19 protein-coding genes are annotated in these 19,323 nt (G+C 39.5%); 18 read left to right on the forward strand and 1 reads right to left on the reverse strand.

Going from position 1 to position 19,323, the window contains the following annotated elements:
- Window positions 1-366 precede the first annotated feature (366 nt).
- On the reverse strand, window positions 367-1,722 hold the full coding sequence (locus SCSH_RS02745) for an aspartate kinase (RefSeq protein ID WP_057490365.1): 1,356 nt from the start codon (window positions 1,720-1,722) through the stop codon (window positions 367-369).
- A gap of 98 nt (window positions 1,723-1,820) precedes the next feature.
- Between SCSH_RS02745 and SCSH_RS02750 the strand changes: the two genes are divergently transcribed.
- The 18 genes from SCSH_RS02750 to SCSH_RS02835 all read left to right on the forward strand — a co-directional run bounded on the left by SCSH_RS02750 (window position 1,821) and on the right by SCSH_RS02835 (window position 19,306).
- Window positions 1,821-2,462 (forward strand): HAD family hydrolase, encoded by a 642-nt coding sequence (locus tag SCSH_RS02750; protein WP_057490366.1) that lies wholly within the window; start codon window positions 1,821-1,823, stop codon window positions 2,460-2,462.
- A gap of 159 nt (window positions 2,463-2,621) precedes the next feature.
- On the forward strand, window positions 2,622-3,413 hold the full coding sequence (locus SCSH_RS02755) for an enoyl-CoA hydratase (protein WP_057490367.1): 792 nt from the start codon (window positions 2,622-2,624) through the stop codon (window positions 3,411-3,413).
- 159 nt (window positions 3,414-3,572) lie between these two features.
- A complete protein-coding gene (gene fabT / locus SCSH_RS02760; protein WP_057490368.1) occupies window positions 3,573-4,007 on the forward strand; it encodes a fatty acid biosynthesis transcriptional regulator FabT in 435 nt (144 codons plus the stop codon).
- Window positions 4,007-4,984 carry a beta-ketoacyl-ACP synthase III gene (locus tag SCSH_RS02765; protein WP_057490369.1) on the forward strand — a complete coding sequence of 326 codons (978 nt, stop codon included), beginning with the start codon at window positions 4,007-4,009 and terminating at the stop codon, window positions 4,982-4,984. Before fabT ends, SCSH_RS02765 begins: the two co-directional genes overlap by 1 nt.
- A 59-nt stretch (window positions 4,985-5,043) precedes the next feature.
- Window positions 5,044-5,268 (forward strand): acyl carrier protein, encoded by a 225-nt coding sequence (locus tag SCSH_RS02770; protein WP_057490370.1) that lies wholly within the window; start codon window positions 5,044-5,046, stop codon window positions 5,266-5,268.
- 103 nt (window positions 5,269-5,371) lie between these two features.
- Window positions 5,372-6,334 (forward strand): enoyl-[acyl-carrier-protein] reductase FabK, encoded by a 963-nt coding sequence (fabK, locus tag SCSH_RS02775; RefSeq protein ID WP_057490371.1) that lies wholly within the window; start codon window positions 5,372-5,374, stop codon window positions 6,332-6,334.
- A 189-nt stretch (window positions 6,335-6,523) separates the two neighbouring features.
- Window positions 6,524-7,444: an ACP S-malonyltransferase gene (gene fabD, locus SCSH_RS02780; protein WP_057490372.1), complete on the forward strand. Its 921-nt coding sequence runs from the start codon at window positions 6,524-6,526 to the stop codon at window positions 7,442-7,444.
- Window positions 7,445-7,460: 16 nt separating this feature from the next.
- Window positions 7,461-8,195, forward strand: a complete 735-nt coding sequence (gene fabG, locus SCSH_RS02785) for a 3-oxoacyl-[acyl-carrier-protein] reductase (protein ID WP_057490373.1) — start codon at window positions 7,461-7,463, stop codon at window positions 8,193-8,195.
- Between the two features lie 42 nt (window positions 8,196-8,237).
- Window positions 8,238-9,470, forward strand: a complete 1,233-nt coding sequence (gene fabF / locus SCSH_RS02790) for a beta-ketoacyl-ACP synthase II (RefSeq protein WP_057490374.1) — start codon at window positions 8,238-8,240, stop codon at window positions 9,468-9,470.
- Between the two features lie 2 nt (window positions 9,471-9,472).
- Entirely contained in the window at window positions 9,473-9,952 is a 480-nt protein-coding gene (gene accB, locus SCSH_RS02795; RefSeq protein WP_057490375.1) for an acetyl-CoA carboxylase biotin carboxyl carrier protein, read from the forward strand.
- Window positions 9,949-10,371: a 3-hydroxyacyl-ACP dehydratase FabZ gene (gene fabZ, locus SCSH_RS02800; RefSeq protein ID WP_057490376.1), complete on the forward strand. Its 423-nt coding sequence runs from the start codon at window positions 9,949-9,951 to the stop codon at window positions 10,369-10,371. Before accB ends, fabZ begins: the two co-directional genes overlap by 4 nt.
- Window positions 10,372-10,542: 171 nt before the next feature.
- Window positions 10,543-11,913 carry an acetyl-CoA carboxylase biotin carboxylase subunit gene (locus tag SCSH_RS02805; RefSeq protein WP_057490377.1) on the forward strand — a complete coding sequence of 457 codons (1,371 nt, stop codon included), beginning with the start codon at window positions 10,543-10,545 and terminating at the stop codon, window positions 11,911-11,913.
- Window positions 11,914-11,921: 8 nt separating this feature from the next.
- A complete protein-coding gene (accD, locus tag SCSH_RS02810) occupies window positions 11,922-12,788 on the forward strand; it encodes an acetyl-CoA carboxylase, carboxyltransferase subunit beta (protein WP_057490378.1) in 867 nt (288 codons plus the stop codon).
- Window positions 12,785-13,555: an acetyl-CoA carboxylase carboxyl transferase subunit alpha gene (locus SCSH_RS02815; RefSeq protein ID WP_057490379.1), complete on the forward strand. Its 771-nt coding sequence runs from the start codon at window positions 12,785-12,787 to the stop codon at window positions 13,553-13,555. Before accD ends, SCSH_RS02815 begins: the two co-directional genes overlap by 4 nt.
- 115 nt (window positions 13,556-13,670) lie before the next feature.
- Complete coding sequence (locus SCSH_RS02820; protein WP_057490380.1) at window positions 13,671-16,760, forward strand: pilus expression-regulating Snf2 family helicase; 3,090 nt, start codon at window positions 13,671-13,673, stop codon at window positions 16,758-16,760.
- Between the two features lie 61 nt (window positions 16,761-16,821).
- A complete protein-coding gene (gene zapJ, locus SCSH_RS02825) occupies window positions 16,822-17,412 on the forward strand; it encodes a divisome accessory protein ZapJ (protein WP_057490381.1) in 591 nt (196 codons plus the stop codon).
- Between the two features lie 16 nt (window positions 17,413-17,428).
- Window positions 17,429-18,760: a UDP-N-acetylmuramate--L-alanine ligase gene (murC, locus tag SCSH_RS02830; protein WP_057490382.1), complete on the forward strand. Its 1,332-nt coding sequence runs from the start codon at window positions 17,429-17,431 to the stop codon at window positions 18,758-18,760.
- Between the two features lie 54 nt (window positions 18,761-18,814).
- Window positions 18,815-19,306 (forward strand): GNAT family N-acetyltransferase, encoded by a 492-nt coding sequence (locus tag SCSH_RS02835; RefSeq protein WP_057490383.1) that lies wholly within the window; start codon window positions 18,815-18,817, stop codon window positions 19,304-19,306.
- Window positions 19,307-19,323 lie beyond the last annotated feature (17 nt).

A 19,323-nucleotide genomic window follows, 5' to 3' on the forward strand; every position in this document is an offset into this window, starting at 1 on the left:
TTTGAAATATAGCTGAAGTAATTTTGAAACTCACTGTCAACGGCGGTGAGTGATTTATATTAACAACGAGGGAGGATCATCTTGATTTTCTCTTTTTTAGTGTCTAATTAATGAGAAATCTCCTTTTGAAAGTAGTAATGTTTTTGGAATTTTTTAGAGTTTTTCTTAGATTTGTCGAGAGTATTTGATTTTTTGTGTAACATTTTAGAATGTTGAAACAGTGCCCTCCATTTTTGTATAATAAAAAGACTGAAGAAATGTCCATTAAAGAACTCTTCTTCAATCTGAGATTAATTTATTTTATGCCTTTTGGCATAAGCTACAGAATAATTTCTAAAAGGGTATTTTCTTACCTCAAAGGTTTAATTATTCTGCTTCAAAGAAGGTTTGATAAAGAGCTCGAACGGCTGCTTTTTCCTGCTCTGTTTTGATAACGAACATAACAGAGACTTCACTGGATCCTTGGGAAATCATTTCCAAATTAATATGTTTCTTTGAAAAGGCTTCGGCGGCTTTAGCAGTGACACCAATGTGATTTTTCATGTTTTCTCCGACGATCATGATAATGGAGAGATCGCGCTCAATTTCTACCTCATCAACTTCTAATTTGCGGGTCAATTGTGAGATAATTTCCTGTTCTTTGATGGGTGTCAGTTCACGGCCTCTAAGAATAATGGACATGTCATCAATGCCGGTCGGAATATGTTCCCAGCGGATATTTAATTCTTCCAAGATTTGGAGGACTTTACGACCAAAACCAACTTCTCTGTTCATCAAATATTTAGAAATATTGATGCTGACAAAATTGTCATCACCAGAAATTCCGATAACTGGAATAGTGTCTCCAGTATGTTTCAGCACAATTTTGGTACCTGGGTGGTTGGGATTATTTGTGTTTTTGATGACGAGAGGAATTCTTCCACGATAGGCTGGGATTAGCGCTTCATCATGAAGGACTGAAAAACCAGCATAAGCCAATTCGCGCATTTCACGATATGTTAATTCAGAAATCGACTGTGGTTTATGAACAACACCAGGGTGTGCCGCAAAGATACCATCAACATCTGTGAAATTTTCATAAAGGTCAGCTTTGACACCGGCAGCTACAATTGATCCTGTAATGTCGGAACCACCTCGAGAGAAAGTACAAATTTGATCGTCAACCGTTACGCCGAAGAATCCTGGAATAACCAAGACTTCATCACTGTCGCACAGCTCTTCCAGTTTATCATAACTTGAAGGGAGAATCCGCGCATTTCCAGGTTCACTAGTGACAATAATACCAGCTTTTTTAGGATGGATGTAGCGAGCAGCTAAGTCATTTTTCTTGAAATATTCAGCGATTAGTTTTGCATTATTATCCTCTCCAGCGGCTAAAAAAGTATCATAGAGAAAATCATTATTGTCAATAGGTAGATTGGCCAGATCGATAATGGCCTTGGTGATTTTTTCTAAAATGCCTTTCCCAAGTCCTAGTTCATCAATAATAGTTCGATAGCGATTAATAATCCAAGCTTGGTCTGCAGTAACGTCTTTTTCTGCAACATAAGATTTGTAATACTTAATCAAAGCGTCAGTGACTTTTGTATCTTGAGCATCACGTTTTCCTGGAGCAGAGACAACAACAAAACGGCGGCTGTTATCAGATTTTACGATATTTAAAACCTTTTCAAGCTGTGCAGCAGAAGCGAGTGAGCTTCCTCCAAATTTTACGACTTTCATAATTTCTCCAAAATTTAATAAGATATCATAAATTATAGCAAAATTCAGAAAATTTGTCAGCAGTTTTTATGGTAAAATGATTGAAGGAAGGGGGCACCATGACAGTAAAAGCAATCATTTTTGATATGGATGGAGTTCTGTTTGATACAGAAAACTACTATTACAAAAGACGTGAAAAATTTTTAAGCAGCAAAGGGATTTCAACCAAGCATTTATCGCCAGTATTTTTCGTTGGCAGCAGTATGAAGCAGGCTTGGCGGCAGATTTTGGGAAGTGATTATGATAAGTGGGATATTGAGCAGCTGCAAAAAGATTATACGGCTTATAAAAGCAGCTATCCTGTACCATATAAAAGGTTGATTTTTTCAGATGTTAAAGACGTTTTAGAGAGGCTACGTAGGCAAGGCGTCAAGATGGCCTTGGCTTCTAGTTCAACTAAATCTGATATTTTGCTGGCCTTAAGGGAAACAGATATTTTATCCTATTTTGAATTTATTTTATCGGGAGAGGAGTTTCCTGAAAGTAAACCCAATCCAGAAATTTATAATGAAGCTGCACGTCGTTTAAGAATTCCTAAGTCTGACATTTTAATTATTGAAGACAGTGAAAGAGGGATTGCAGCAGGCCTAGCTGCAGGTATAGAAGTCTGGGCTATCAAGGATGAGACATTTGGTCTTAATCAGACAGCTGCTAATCGGCTTGTTACTAGTTTGACACAAGCAATTGATGACGCCTTTTAGTATAAAGATATCAGAAAGTGCTTTTTCTTTTTGAGAACTGCTTATTTTTATGATAGAATGAAATAGTTAAGAAGTTTGAGATTCAAACTATTTTAAAATTAAACAGCAGGCTGTTTTAGCAGCTTAAACATTTAGGAATTAGAGATGGAGAATTAGACAATGGATTTTAAAGAAATTCTGTACAGTGTAACTGATGGCGTAGCAACCCTGACTCTCAACCGTCCGGAGGTTTCAAATGGTTTTAATATTCCTATTTGTGAGGAAATTTTAGAAGCCATTTCTGCTGCAGCAGAAGATGAAAATGTCCAAATTTTATTAATTAATGCAAACGGGAAAGTCTTTTCAGTAGGCGGTGATTTGGTAGAAATGCAAAGAGCTGTTGATGCTGATGATGTTCAGTCTCTTGTGCGTATTGCAGAGCTGGTTAATGATATTTCTTTTGCTTTAAAACGTCTGCCTAAACCTGTAGTTATGAGTACAGATGGTGCGGTTGCTGGAGCTGCAGCCAATATGGCAGTAGCTGCTGATTTCTGTATTGCTAGTGATAAGACACGCTTTATTCAAGCTTTTGTTAATGTTGGCTTGGCTCCTGATGCTGGGGGACTTTTCCTCTTAACCAGAGCAATTGGAATAACTCGTGCCACACAATTGGCTATGACTGGAGAAGCACTGACAGCAGACAAGGCCTTGGAATACGGTGTTGTCTACAAAGTTTGTGAATCAGAAAAATTAGAAAAAATCACTAGTCGTGTTATTACCCGTTTGAAACGGGGTTCTGTAAATTCATATAAGGCTATCAAGGAAATGGTTTGGCAGAGCTCTTTTGCTGGCTGGCAGGAATATGCAGATTTAGAGTTAGATTTGCAAAAATCATTGGCCTTTACAGACGATTTCAAAGAAGGAGTTCGCGCCTATACAGAAAAACGGCGACCAAAATTCACTGGGAAATAACAGCTGCTAAGAGTGAACGAAAAAATAAGGCATCTCAGAGTCAATTATTTGAGATGCTTTCTTTTTTCTTTAAAATATTTTGTAATTAAACTTGCAATTTTGTTCATCTTTTGATAAACTTTGATAGTCAAAGTTTATTTTCGTATAGGAGGTGGCAGATTGGATTATAATCAAATTAATACTTACTTAGTTGATATTTTCAATAAAATCATGATTATTGAAGAGATGAGTTTAAAAACAAGTCAATTCAAGGACGTGTCTTTAAAAGAGATGCATACGGTAGATATTATTGGGAAAAATACCAATGTGACACCGAGTGACATTGCTCATGAGCTGCTAGTAACTTTGGGAACTGTCACTACCAGCTTAAATAAACTTGAAAAAAAGGGTTATATTGAGCGAACACGTTCTCAGTTAGACAGGCGTGTTGTTTATTTAACTCTGACACAAAAAGGCAGACTGCTTTATCGTTTACATAATAGATTTCATAAGAATGTTGTTAATCGCATTACGAAAGACATGGATACGACAGAGCTTAGTGCTTTAGAGAAGGGACTGAGTAACCTTCATCAATTTCTTGAGGGGTTGGTTTAATGGCTTTTGCAAAGATTAGTCAAGCAGCATATTATGTACCTTCACAGGTTGTGACTAATGATGACCTGTCCAAAATAATGGATACCAGCGATGAGTGGATTTCCAGCCGGACGGGGATTAAGGAACGTCGCATCAGTCAAGCAGAAGATACTGGTGAGTTAGCCAGTCGGGTTGCTGAAAAACTTTTGCAAAAGGCTTCATTAAAAGCAGAAGAAATAGATTTTATCATTGTTGCTACAATCACTCCTAATTCCATGATGCCTTCAACAGCAGCACGTGTTCAGGCTGCTATCGGAGCAGTTAATGCTTTTGCTTTTGATCTGACAGCAGCTTGCAGCGGTTTCATTTTTGCTCTGTCAACGGCTGAAAAGCTGATTAAGTCTGGTCAGTATCGAAAGGGCTTGGTTATTGGTGCGGAAGTACTGTCTAAAACGATTGATTGGACAGATCGGACAACAGCTGTGCTTTTTGGTGATGGCGCTGGCGGTGTGCTTTTGGAAGCAGATTCAGCAGAGCATTTTTTGGCAGAATCTATTCACTCAGATGGTAATCGCGGAGCAAGCTTGACCTCTGGCGGTCATAATATTTCCTCGCCGTTTTCGCAGGAGGCTGAAGAAGACAGTTACTACTTGAAAATGGATGGTCGGGCAATTTTTGATTTTGCTATCCGGGATGTGTCAAGGAGTATTTCTGATTTAATTGCACAGTCTGGTTTTTCGGTGGATGATATTGATTGGTTCTTGCTGCATCAGGCCAATATCCGTATTCTGGATAAAATGGCCAAGAAAATTGATGCTGACAGAGAAAAATTTCCTGCTAATATGATGAACTACGGCAATACCAGTGCCGCCAGCATTCCCATCTTATTAGCCGAATGTGTTGAAAATGGAACCATAACTTTGGATGGTTCACAAACTGTTCTCCTCAGCGGTTTCGGTGGAGGTTTGACATGGGGCAGTTTAATTGTTAAAATTTAGTTATACCTTTTGTGCTTAGCACAGTATATAAAATTATTTCTTAAATAAAGGAGAAAAAAATGGCAGTATTTGAAAAAGTACAAGAAATTATTGTTGAAGAACTTGGGAAAGATGCAGAAGAGGTTCAATTAGAAACAACTTTTGATGAACTTGATGCTGATTCTTTGGATGTATTCCAAGTCATTTCAGAAATCGAAGATGAATTTGATATTCAAATTGAATCTGAAGAAGGTCTTCAAACAGTTGGTGATTTAGTTGCTTTTGTTGAAGAAAAAACAAAATAAGTAAGTTTTTAAGAGTATTCTCATAAGAATATTCTTTCTTCTTATTGTGATAGTTTGACTGTCAAATTATTGAGAGAAAAGACTTAGAAAGTTTATATAAAAAATGAAAACGCGTATTACAGAATTATTAAATATAAAATATCCTATATTTCAAGGAGGAATGGCTTGGGTAGCTGACGGCGATTTGGCAGCTGCTGTATCAAAAGCAGGCGGCTTAGGAATTATTGGCGGCGGAAATGCTCCCAAAGAAGTTGTCAAAGCTAATATTGACAAGATAAAATCTGTAACAGATAAACCTTTTGGGGTTAATATTATGCTTTTGTCTCCTTTTGTAGATGATATCGTTGACTTAGTCATTGAAGAAGGAGTAAAAGTTGTCACAACTGGTGCTGGAAATCCTGGTAAATATATGGAACGTTTCCATGATGCAGGGATTACTGTTATTCCAGTTGTTCCTAGTGTGGCTCTTGCCAGACGTATGGAAAAGCTGGGTGCGGATGCTCTTATTGCTGAGGGCATGGAGGCCGGCGGCCATATCGGTAAATTGACAACCATGACTCTGGTGCGCCAAGTTGTGGATGCTGTTGATATTCCTGTTATCGGAGCAGGAGGCGTTGCTGATGGACGCGGTGCGGCTGCTGTATTTATGTTGGGAGCCGAAGCTGTTCAGGTAGGAACACGCTTTGTTGTTGCTAAAGAATCCAATGCCCATCAAAATTTTAAAAATAAAATTTTAAAAGCAAAAGATATTGATACTGTTGTTTCAGCTTCAGTAGTGGGTCATCCGGTTCGAGCTATTAAGAATAAATTATCTTCTGCCTACGGTCAAGCCGAAAAAGATTTCTTAGCAGGTAAAAAATCAGCTCAAGAAATTGAAGAACTAGGTGCTGGTGCTCTGCGCAATGCTGTTGTTGATGGAGATGTGGATAATGGTTCTGTTATGGCGGGGCAAATTGCAGGTTTTGTGACCAAAGAAGAAACCTGTGAAGAAATCTTAAAAGATCTATACTACGGAGCAGCAGAAGTAATTAAAGCTGAAGCAGCACGTTGGGCAGATGTAAAATAGTTCTCATTATTGATAATAAAAAAGACAACACAGAAAGGAATTAAATCCGGCAGAAAAGCTGAAAAAATACAGCTGTATCAGCAGTAGTTGTACTGCAATGCAGCTATGTTAGACAAAATTCATTAAGAGAGAGATTCTTAACGTTTTCAATCTTTCAGCCACTTTCTAGCCGACTTTGATATCTTAGTTATGACTAAAACAGCATTTTTATTTGCCGGTCAGGGTGCTCAAAAACTCGGCATGGCAAGGGATTTATATGAAACTTATCCAGTTGTCAAAGAAACTTTTCAAACAGCTGAATCTGTCTTAGGCTATGATGTGCGTGCTTTGATTGATAATGATGAAGAAAAACTAAATCAGACACGCTACACGCAGCCGGCTATTTTAACTACTTCAGTAGCTATCTACCGTCTTTTAAAAGAAAAAGGCTACCAGCCTGATATTGTTGCGGGGCTTTCTCTAGGAGAATACTCAGCGCTTGTTGCGGCTGGAGCCATTTCCTTTGAAGATGCGCTGAGTTTGGTTGCTAAACGCGGTGAATTCATGGAAACAGCTGCACCTGTAGGGACTGGGAAAATGGTTGCTGTTATGAATACTGATCCTCAGTTGATCGAAGATATTTGTCAACAGGCAGCTTCCAAGGGAATTGTAGCACCAGCTAATTACAATACACCAGCCCAGATTGTTATCGGTGGTGAAGTTGCTGCGGTTGATTATGCTGTGGAATTGCTAAAAGAAGCTGGCAGCAAGCGCCTTATCCCGCTTAAAGTTTCGGGTCCTTTCCATACAGCCCTTTTAGAATCCGCCAGCCAAAAATTGGCAGACGTTTTAAAAACTGTTGACTTTTCTGATTTTGAAATTCCTTTGGTTGGTAATACTAAAGCTGAAATTATGAAAGCAGAAGACATTAAAAGTTTGCTTGCTCGCCAAGTTAAAGAGCCTGTGCGTTTTTATGATTCTATTGCAATTATGCAGGAATTTGGTGTAGATCGTTATGTTGAAATTGGTCCTGGTAAGGTTTTAAGCGGCTTTATGAAAAAAATTGATAAATCTGCTAAGGTTTCAGCTGTTGAAGACTTATCAAGTCTGCAAGCCCTTTTGGAGAATTAGAAAGGTAACTACAGAAATGGAAATTAAAAATAAAAATGTTTTTATTACAGGCTCAACTCGAGGTATCGGGCTGGCCATTGCACATAAATTTGCCCAAGCCGGAGCCAATGTTGTCTTGAACGGCCGCTCAGAGATTTCAGAAGAATTACTGGCTGAATTCAAGGATTACGGGGTTTCAATTGTAGCTGTTTCAGGTGATGTATCGCATTTTGACGATGCTAAACGCATGGTTGATGAGGCGGTTGAAGCACTGGGCAGTGTGGATATCTTAGTTAATAATGCAGGTATTACCAATGATAAGCTGATGTTGAAAATGACAGAAGAGGACTTTGAAAAAGTTCTGAAAGTCAATTTAACTGGTTGCTTTAATATGACAAAATCTGTTTTGAAACCGATGACCAAGGCCCGTCAGGGTGCCATCATCAATATGTCCAGTGTTGTCGGGCTTGCTGGTAATGTCGGTCAGGCTAATTATGCGGCTTCTAAAGCTGGTCTAATCGGCTTTACCAAATCTGTTGCCCGTGAAGTTGCAGCTAGAAATGTACGTGTCAATGCAATCGCGCCGGGCTTTATTGAGTCTGATATGACAGATCGTATTCCAGACAAAATGAAAGATTCTATGTTAAATCAAATTCCGATGAAAAGGTTTGGTTCAACTGACGATGTAGCTGAGGTTGCATTCTTTTTAGCCCAGCAAGACTACCTTACAGGTCAGGTCATTGCTATTGACGGCGGTATGACCATGCAATAACAATTTATGAGATAAATAATTTCCCCAATAAAGGAGAACGATATGACTTTACAAAGAGTTGTCGTAACTGGTTACGGCGTAACTTCACCAATAGGACACACACCAGAAGAATTTTGGAAAAATCTTCATGACGGAAAAATTGGAATTAAACCAATTACTAAATTTGATGCTTCCGAAATTCCGGTTTTCAATGCTGGAGAGATTCAGGATTTTCCATTTGATAAATATTTTGTCAAAAAAGACACTAACCGTATGGATACTTATTCTTTGTATGCTATCTATGCTGCTATGGAAGCTTTAGAAAATGCTGCGCTTGATATGGCTAAAACGGTTCGTGATCGTGTAGGTGTCATTGTATCATCAGGTATTGGCGGTTTGCAGGAATTACAAGATCAAATTATTCGCATGCATGAACGCGGCATGAAACGCATTAAACCGATGTTTATTCCTAAAGCTCTTTCAAATATGGGTGCTGGTAACATTGCCCTTAAGATTGGTGCTCAAGGAGTATGTAAGTCTATTACAACTGCCTGTGCATCAGCTAATGATGCTATTGGAGAAGCCTTCCGTGAAATTAAATACGGCTTTCAGGATGTTGTCTTAGCTGGCGGATCAGAAGCTTCAATCACTAAAATTGGTATTGGTGGTTTCAACGCTCTCACTGCCCTTTCTACAACAGAAGATCCCGCTCGTTCGGCTATTCCTTTCGACAAAGATCGTAATGGTTTTGTCATGGGTGAAGGAGCTGGTGTGCTCGTTCTTGAAAGTTTAGAACATGCTCAAAAGCGTGGTGCGACTATTTTAGCTGAGGTTGTCGGATATGGCAGTAACTGTGACGCTTATCATATGACAACACCGACTCCTGATGGTTCAGGTGCGGCTAAGGCCATCAAACTGTCTATCAATGAAGCTGGTATTGCGCCAGAGGACGTTGATTATGTTAATGCACACGGAACATCAACACAGGCCAATGAAAAGGGTGAAAGCAAGGCTATCGTTTCTGTTTTAGGAAAAGACGTGCCGGTTTCTTCAACCAAATCATTTACAGGACATCTTCTCGGTGCAGCTGGCGGTGTTGAAGCAATTGCTACTATTGAAGCAATCCGCAATAGTTTTGTTCCGATGACAGCTGGAACTCAGGAACTTTCAGAAGATATCGAAGCGAATGTTATTTATGGTCAAGGTCAAGAAGCAGATATTAAATATGCTATCTCCAATACATTTGGTTTTGGCGGTCATAATGCAGTTCTTACCTTTAAGCGTTGGGAGGGCTAGTCTTGAATATTGCAGAAATTAAGGAATTAATGGCTCAGTTTGATGCTTCAAGCTTACGTGAATTTTCTTATAGGAATAGTACAGATGAGTTGTTTTTCAGTAAAAATGATGCTAAACCTGCAGCTTTAGCAGTGCCTGCACCAGAAGCAGCTGTTGCGCCTGTGGCTGTTGCCCCTGCTGCAGTTCCTCAGGCCGCTGAGACTTTGGAAACAGAAACGGCATCTTCACCAGAAGTCTTTGCTGCTGAAGGCGATGTTGTTGAAAGTCCTTTGGTCGGTGTAGCTTATTTAGCGCCGGCTCCAGATAAACCTGCCTTTGTTTCTGTTGGTGATCAAGTTAAGAAAGGACAGACGTTGCTTATCATTGAAGCTATGAAAGTGATGAATGAAGTACCGGCACCAAAAGACGGTATTGTCACAGAAATTCTGGTTGCCAATGAAGAAGTGGTTGAATTTGGAAAAGGATTGGTGCGTATCAAATGATTGATATTAATAAAATTCGTGAGGCTCTTCCTCACCGCTATCCTATGCTATTAGTTGATCGTGTTCTTGAAGTTAGTGATGATGAAATTGTTGCGATTAAGAATGTGACTATCAATGAGCCCTTTTTCAACGGTCACTTCCCTCAATATCCTGTGATGCCTGGTGTTCTCATTATGGAAGCCTTAGCACAGACTGCAGGTGTTCTTGAGCTGTCAAAAGAAGAAAATAAAGGTAAGCTTGTTTTTTACGCAGGTATGGATAAGGTAAAATTTAAAAAGCAAGTTGTTCCTGGAGATCAGCTCGTCATGACTGCTAAATTTGTTAAGCGTCGTGGTACTATTGCGGTGGTTGAAGCAAAAGCAGAAGTCGATGGGAAATTGGCTGCAAGTGGAACGTTAACATTTGCTATTGGAAACTAGAGTTTCGTAATTGCCAGGTTTCTTAGGAATTTGTTCCCACAAATACAAGGAAAGGAATTGAACCTGGGCTAAAAACAGTATGAAAAAAATAAATCTGCTGGTGCTTTTAAGAGCTCTTTGCAGATTTCCTGTTTTCATCTTGTTTTGGTGATGCCCTTGGTAGCTTGTTTTATGTTTAAGAAAATTTTGATTGCCAATCGTGGTGAAATTGCTGTGCGTATTATCCGTGCAGCCAGAGAATTAGGAATTGCGACTGTTGCAGTCTATTCAGAAGCAGATAAAAAATCGCTTCATACCCTCTTAGCAGATGAAGCTGTGTGTATCGGACCGGCTAAATCAACAGATTCCTATCTTAATATGAATGCTGTTTTGTCGGCAGCTATTATAACCGGTGCGGAAGCCATCCACCCAGGTTTTGGCTTTTTGAGTGAAAACTCTAAATTTGCAACCATGTGTGAAGAGATGCGGATTAAATTTATTGGCCCTGCAGCGTCTGTTATGGATAAAATGGGAGATAAAATTAATGCGCGTACTGAAATGATTAAGGCTGGAGTTCCTGTTATTCCAGGCTCTGACGGTGAGGTTTTTACGGCTGAAGAGGCTTTGAAAATTGCCGATAAAATTGGCTATCCGGTTATGCTGAAGGCTTCTGCCGGCGGCGGCGGCAAGGGCATTCGTAAGGTTGATAAAAAAGAAGACCTGACAGCAGCCTTTGAATCAGCTTCTCAGGAAGCTCTAGCAGCCTTTGGCAATGGAGCTATGTATCTGGAAAAGGTTATCTACCCGGCTCGTCACATTGAAGTGCAGATTTTGGGAGATTCTTTTGGGCATATTATTCACCTGGGAGAGCGCGATTGTTCTCTTCAGCGTAATAATCAAAAAGTTCTGGAAGAAAGCCCGTCTATTGCAATTGGTAAGACTTTGCGCGGTAAAATGGGAGATGCTGCTGTTCGGGCAGCAAAGGCCGTTGAATATGAGAACGCCGGCACAATTGAATTTCTTTTGGATGAAGCTTCGGGACAGTTTTATTTCATGGAAATGAATACGCGTGTTCAGGTCGAACATCCAGTGACAGAATTCGTTACCGGTGTTGATATTGTTAAGGAACAGATTCGGATTGCTGCAGGTCAGGAATTGGCTTATCAGCAAGAAGACATTCAGATTTCGGGCCATGCGATTGAATGCCGGATTAATGCAGAAAATCCTAAATTTAATTTTGCTCCCAGTCCAGGCAAGATTAGCGAGCTTTTCTTGCCGAGCGGCGGTGTTGGCCTGCGCGTGGATAGTGCTATGTATAATAACTACACCATTCCGCCTTACTATGACAGTATGATTGCCAAAATTATTGTTCACGGTGAAAATCGCTTTGATGCTCTAATGAAGATGCAGCGAGCTCTTTATGAGTTTGAAGTAAATGGTGTTGTGACGAATGCTGAATTCCAGCTTGATTTAATTTCTAATGCAAATGTTATTGCTGGTGACTATGATACCTCCTTTTTGATGGAGACTTTTTTGCCAGCCTACACAGAGGATAAAGAATAGGTGTTGATATGGCTTTATTTGAAAGAAAAAATAAGTATATCCGTATAAATCCTCAGCGATCCGTTAAAAGAACAGAACCTCGAGAAACTCCCGAAGTTCCCGATGAGCTCTTTGCCAAGTGTCCAGCTTGCAAGCATATGATTTATCAAAAGGATCTTGGGCTAGCCAAAATCTGTCCCAAGTGTTCTTATAATTTTCGTATCTCAGCACAGGAACGCTTAGCAATTACAGTTGATGAAGGTTCTTTTCAGGAAATGTTTACAGGCCTTGAAACAAAAGATCCTCTTGATTTTCCTCATTATAAGGAAAAATTAGCCAAGGTTCAGGCTAAAACGGGTCTAGACGAAGCTGTCATAACAGGAACAGCTACTTTTGCAGGTCAGAAAGCGGCTCTTGCTATCATGGATTCTCATTTTATTATGGCTTCAATGGGAACGATTGTTGGTGAGAAGATCACTCGTCTCTTTGAATATGCAAGGGCAGAGCAACTGCCGGTTGTCATTTTTACAGCCTCAGGCGGTGCCCGTATGCAGGAAGGAATTATGAGTCTGATGCAAATGGCTAAGGTCTCAGCGGCGGTAAAACGTCATTCTAATGCCGGTCTATTCTACTTAACTGTATTGACAGACCCCACAACCGGCGGTGTAACTGCTAGCTTTGCTATGGAAGGCGATATTATTTTAGCAGAGCCTCAGGCCTTGGTTGGCTTTGCTGGGCGCCGTGTTATTGAGACAACTGTCCGTGAAACTTTGCCTGAAGGCTTTCAAAAAGCTGAGTTTCTTTTGGAACATGGTTTTGTTGATGCCATTGTAAAAAGAACAGAGCTGAAAAAGACAATTGCTAAACTGCTGGCATTTCATGGAGGTAGTAAATGAGTAATGTATCAAGAATACTCAAAGAGGCTCGCAATCAGGCGCGTTTGACAACCCTGGATTATGCTGAGCAGATCTTTGATGACTTTATGGAATTGCATGGTGACCGTCATTTTGCAGATGACGGTGCTATTGTTGGTGGTATTGGACTCTTAGATGGTCAGCCAGTTACTGTTATTGGTGTCCAAAAAGGAAAAAACTTACAGGACAACCTTAATCGTAATTTTGGTCAGCCAAATCCAGAAGGCTATCGCAAGGCTTTGCGTTTGATGAAGCAGGCCGAAAAATTTAAGAGGCCTGTGGTCACCCTGATTAATACAGCAGGAGCTTATCCTGGAATTGGGGCAGAAGAAAGAGGGCAGGGAGAAGCAATTGCTCGTAACTTGTTGGAAATGAGCGATCTTAAAGTGCCCATTATTGCCATTATTATTGGTGAAGGCGGTTCAGGCGGAGCCTTAGCTCTGGCTGTTGCAGATCAGGTTTGGATGCTTGAGCACACCATGTATGCTGTTTTAAGTCCTGAAGGGTTTGCTTCAATTCTTTGGAAGGATGGCAGCCGATCTATTGAGGCCGCTGAATTGATGAAGATTACAGCCGGTGAGCTTCTTAAAATGGGAGTTGTTGATAAGGTTATTCCCGAGCATGGCTATTTTTCAAGTGAAATTGTTCAAATGATGAAGACGCATTTAATTGAGGAACTAAACAGTCTCAAAAAGCTGGATTTAGACGAATTATTAGAAAAACGTTACCAGCGTTTTAGAAAATATTAAAAATTAATCTCATCTTAAGGTGAGATTTTTCTATTTTTTTAAAAGAGATTTTCACCAAAGAAAAGTCCTTTTAGATATGATATAATTAAGAGATAAGGATAAAGGCGGAAAAAAGATGAGTAGATTGATTCCTGGACGTGTCCGGCATGAGGGCATTGACTTTTACGAAAAAAATTTAGTATCTATTTTAAAAGAAGAAGATAACTTTCTGGCAGCACGGGTTGCTGACTATAAAGTCCACTATGCTCTGGAAGACAGCCTTGTTTTTTGTTCCTGTGATATGTTTCAAAAGAAAGGTTACTGTTCTCATATAGCAGCTGTTGAGCACTATTTGAAAAATCATCCTAAGGGAAAGCACTTGGCTGATAATCTTGCTGCTGATGAGCAGAATGTAGAAGATAGAAGAGAAAAAACGTCATTTGGCAGTCTTTTTCTTGATGGTTTAGCGATGAATGAAGACGATAATGTTAAATATCGTCTGTCTGCTCAAGGTAGTCAGAGTCCTTATTCGTCAGACTTTTGGTGGACTTTAAAGATTAACCGCCTGCCTGATAAACGCTCCTATATCATCCGTGATATTAAAGCATTTTTGAACGTTGTAAAAAAAGAATCCTATTATCAGATAGGCAAGAATTATTATGAACCGCTCTCGTTTTTGCAATTTGATGCTGCCAGTCAAGAACTTATCGAGTTTTTGTGGCGTATTGTACCCGATGTTGCTGCTAATACAGAGTTTTTGCTGCCCAATCATGCCCGCAATTTGACCTTTCCAAGTGGCTTTTTTGAAGAAGGCATCAGTCTGTTAACGGAACTTTATGACTTTTCTTTTGAAGGAGAATCGCAAGTTTATCATGATCTAAATTTTATAGAATTAGACAGTTCGGCGCAATTTTATCATTTTAAAGTTGTTGTGCATCGTCAGTCTATCGAATTGATTATCAATGAAAAACCTGCAAAATTTTTCTTTGATAACCAGTATCTGCTTTATCGTAACACCTTTTATCATCTTGATCCCAAGCAAAGAAAGCTGGTTGGAGCAATTAAGAGCCTGCCTTTGGAAGAGGATTTGGCCAAGCATGTTTATTTTGATTTTGAAGATCAGGCAAAATTAGCGACCAGTCTTTTAGATTTCAAGAAACTGGGGAAAGTTGATGCACCTGCTGGTTTTGACATCCGTGATTTTGATGTTATTTTCAATTTCGATTTATCAAGCAATCAGGAACTTGTGCTGCGCTTGGTTTTTGATTATGGTCAAGTTCAAGTTTCCAGTCAGGAAGAAAAAGAAGCCCTGCCTTTTGCAAGTCATTTTAAGAAGGAAAAGAAAATTGCTGATCTGCTTGAACTCTATGGATTTTCAAAAGGATTTATTGCCTATCATCCCCCTTTAAAAGCTCAGGAGCTTTACGGCTTTTTCACCCAAACTCTAAAGCATTTTGAACGTTTAGGTAAGGTTGCTCTTTCTCCGGCATTGGAAGCTCTGCGCCATTTGGAGAAGCCAAAGATTGATATTAAAACAAATCAAGGACTGCTGGATATCTCATTTGATTTTTCAACTATTTTTGAGAGCGATATTGATGATGCCTTAACGGCTCTTTTTGAAAATCATTCCTATTTTATAAGTAAGTCTGGAAAATTAGTTCTTTTTGATGAAGAAACACAAAAAGTCAGCCAAGCTTTGCAGCGTTTGCGGGCTAAAAAGCTTTCTAACGGCCGCCTGCAGGTCAGTAAAATTGCTGCCTATCAAGTTTCGGAAGCATTGCAGGATATGAAGCAGGTCCAATTTTCTGAAGATTTCACTCAGTTGGTCGAGGATTTGCGGCATCCGGAAAACTTTTTGCTGCCGGACTTCCAAGTTAATGCTAATCTGCGCGATTATCAGCTTAAAGGTGTGAGATGGATGTCTATGCTTGATAAATACGGCTTTGGCGGTATCTTGGCTGATGATATGGGTTTGGGGAAAACCTTGCAGACCCTGACCTTTTTGACAAGCAGTCTCAACAAGGATTCCAAGGTTTTGATTTTATCACCATCCAGTCTAATTTATAATTGGAAAGACGAATGTCAGAAATTCACACCTAACTTAGATGTGGCGGTTTCTTATGGTCTTAAAACGGTCAGAGATGAGGTCATTGCTGAAGAGCATCAAATTACAATTACCAGTTATGCTTCCTTCCGTCAGGATTTTGAGCACTATCAAAAGATGCATTTTGACTATTTAATTTTGGATGAAGCTCAGGTGATGAAAAATACTCAAACCAAAATTGCTCAAAGTTTACGTGCTTTTGAAGTGAAAAATTGTTTTGCTCTTTCTGGAACACCGATTGAAAATAAACTGTTAGAAATTTGGTCTATTTTTCAAATTGTTTTGCCAGGATTTCTGCCAGCAAAAAAAGAATTTTTGAAAATGGAACCGCAGAAAGTTGCTCGCTATATTAAGCCTTTTGTAATGCGCCGTCGCAAGGAGGATGTCTTACCGGAGCTTCCAGATTTAATTGAAATTAATTATCACAATGAACTGGCTGATAGCCAAAAGGCCATCTATTTAGCTCAGCTCCGTCAAATGCAGGATAATATTCGTCAATCTTCTGATGATGAAATCAATCGTCAAAAAATCGAAATTCTGTCAGGAATTACACGTTTGCGTCAAATCTGCGATACCCCTAAACTTTTCATGTCTTATGATGGGAAAAGCGGAAAAGTAGACAGTCTGCGCGAACTCTTGCATCAAATAAAAGAAAGCGGACATAGGGCTCTCATTTTTTCTCAGTTTCGTAATATGCTGGATCTGGCAGAAGAAGAACTGGCTGATCTTGGTTTGACTAGTTATAAAATAACCGGCTCTACACCTGCTGATGAACGTCAGGAAATGACACGGGCCTTCAACAATGGCAGCCGGGATATCTTTTTAATTTCTCTTAAAGCAGGTGGTGTCGGTCTTAATCTGACAGGAGCAGATACTGTTGTTCTGATTGATTTATGGTGGAACCCAGCAGTTGAAATGCAGGCTATCAGTCGTGCTCACCGCATTGGACAAAAAGAAAATGTTGAAGTTTATCGTATGATTACGCGAGGAACCATTGAAGAAAAAATCTTGGAGCTGCAAGAAAGTAAGAAAAATTTGGTGACGACTGTCTTAGATGGAAACGAAACTCGTGCCAGCATGAGCATTGAAGAAATTAAAGAAATTTTAGGAATTTCTGAATGATGGCTTTCAAAATTGTTATTTTTAGTTTATAATAGGAATGTTTCAGAAAGGATGTGAGTTAATGGGTCGTAAAAGAAAATTCCCTTTGGTTGCGGATGATGAGGCTGTTGTTGAAATTGCCAAAACAATGCGGTTATATGAAAATGAAGACCTGATTACTAACATTCGTGGTCCTTATGAAGATAAAGTTTATAATGATGTAACCCAAGGTTATCAGTTTATTCCTGATAATCCTAATCCTTTGGATGTAGCTTCAGAACGTATTATGACACAAAAAGCAGGTAAAACCTATGCTGAAATAGCACGTGAAAAGGCGCGTCAGGATTTGAAAAAGAAGCGTCAGTCTTTCATTGCCAATGATTACAGTAAACCAACCTCTAAGGCAGTAATTAAACAGCCTAAAAAAGAGGTTCCGGCTCCTAAGACTGAATTAGGCCGTTTTTCAAGTCACTTACATCAGAATTCCTATATTTTGGCTGAGCTGCCTAAGAATTACTCAGAACCAAAGAATCCTTCAAGAAAAGATAGTAAGAAAAATAATTACGATTTTTTAAAAACCAGTCAAATCTATAATCAGAAAGAAAATCAAGAACGCCGTGAGCGTCATGTGGCTCAGGAATTAAGTTTGGAACGTCTTGAAGATGTTAACTAGAGGAGAAATTAAAAACATGTCTAAAACCATTCACTTTATTGGAATCAAAGGCTCAGGAATGAGTGCCTTGGCACTGATGCTTCATCAAATGGGGTACAAGGTGCAGGGAAGTGATGTGGATAAGTATTATTTTACCCAGCATGGTCTTGAAAAAGCAGGTATTTCCATCATGCCATTTGCAGAAGCTAATATTACTGATGATATGGAAATTATTGCAGGAAATGCTTTCAGGGAAGATAATAACATTGAAGTGGCTTATGCTATCAAAAATGGCTATCAATTCAAGCGTTATCATGAATTTTTAGGTCAATTCATGCGCCAGTTTACCAGCCTTGGTGTGGCAGGAGCTCATGGTAAGACTTCAACAACTGGCCTTTTAGCTCACGTCTTAAAAAACATTACAGACACCAGCTATCTCATTGGTGATGGCACTGGGCGCGGTTTGGCCAACAGCCATTACTTTGTTTTTGAGTCTGATGAATACGAGCGTCATTTTATGCCTTATCATCCGGAATATTCTATCATCACGAACATTGACTTTGACCATCCTGATTACTTTACCAGTGTAGATGATGTTTTTGATGCCTTTAACGACTATGCCAAACAGGTTAAAAAAGGCCTTTTTGTCTATGGTGAGGATCCTTACCTACGCAAAATAACTTCTCCAGCACCAATTTATTATTATGGTTTTAAAGAAGATAATGATTTTGTTGCCTATGACATTATGAGAAATACTAATGGTTCTGATTTCAAGGTCAGACATGGCCAAGATGAACTCGGACGTTTTCATATACCGGCTTTTGGCCGTCACAATGTTTTAAATGCAACAGCTGTCATTGCTAATTTGTATACTGCCGGTGTTGATATGGAATTGGTAGCTCAGCATCTGCGGACTTTCTCCGGTGTTAAGCGCCGTTTCTCAGAAAAACGCATCAACGATACGACTATTATTGATGACTTCGCACATCATCCAACCGAAATTATCGCGACACTGGATGCGGCTCGGCAAAAGTATCCATCAAAAGAAATTGTGGCTATTTTTCAACCTCATACCTTTACAAGGACTATTGCGCTGTTAGACGATTTTGCGCAGGCTTTAAATGAGGCAGACAGCGTCTATCTTGCACAAATCTATGGTTCTGCGCGTGAAGAAGATCACGGTGATGTCAAAGTGGAAGACTTGGCAGAAAAGATTATTAAGCCAGCTAAGGTTATCACTGTTGAAAATGTTTCTCCTCTTTTAGACCATGATAATGCTGTCTATGTCTTTATGGGAGCAGGAGATATTCAGCTTTACGAGCGTTCCTTTGAAGAACTCTTATCCAATTTGACTAAGAATATGCAATAAAATAAAGGGTTACTTTACTTTTTAGTAAAGCCCTTTTTTCTAAAAGGAGAAAAAATGCTGATTAGACAAGTTCAGCTGGCTGATTTAGAAGCAGTCAATCGCATTGAAGCGGAAAACTTTTCGGCTGCTGAGGCTGCAGCGCCTGAGGCCATGAAAGAACGGATCGAAAAAATAGCAGACACTTTTTTGGTCGCAGAGCAAGATGATCAGCTTGTAGGCTATATTGAAGGTCCTGTGGTTATGTGCCGTTACCTGACAGATGATTTGTTTCAAACAGTTCAGACCAATCCACCCCAGTCTGGTTATATTGCTGTCACTAGCCTTTCTGTAGCTAAAGATTTTCAGAAGCAGGGAATTGGGACGACGCTGCTAGCAGTCCTTAAGGATTTGGCTGTTGCACAAAAACGTTTAGGAATTAGTCTAACCTGTCACGAACATTTAATTTCTTATTATGAAATGAATGGCTTTACAGATGAAGGACTCTCGACGTCAAATCATGGCGGCAGTACTTGGTACAATATGGTCTGGGATAATCCTGAAGCTTGATTTTTAGTTACATAGCT

It is taken from the genome of Streptococcus orisasini (assembly GCF_001431045.1).
GTDB classification, from domain to species: Bacteria; Bacillota; Bacilli; order Lactobacillales; family Streptococcaceae; genus Streptococcus; species Streptococcus orisasini.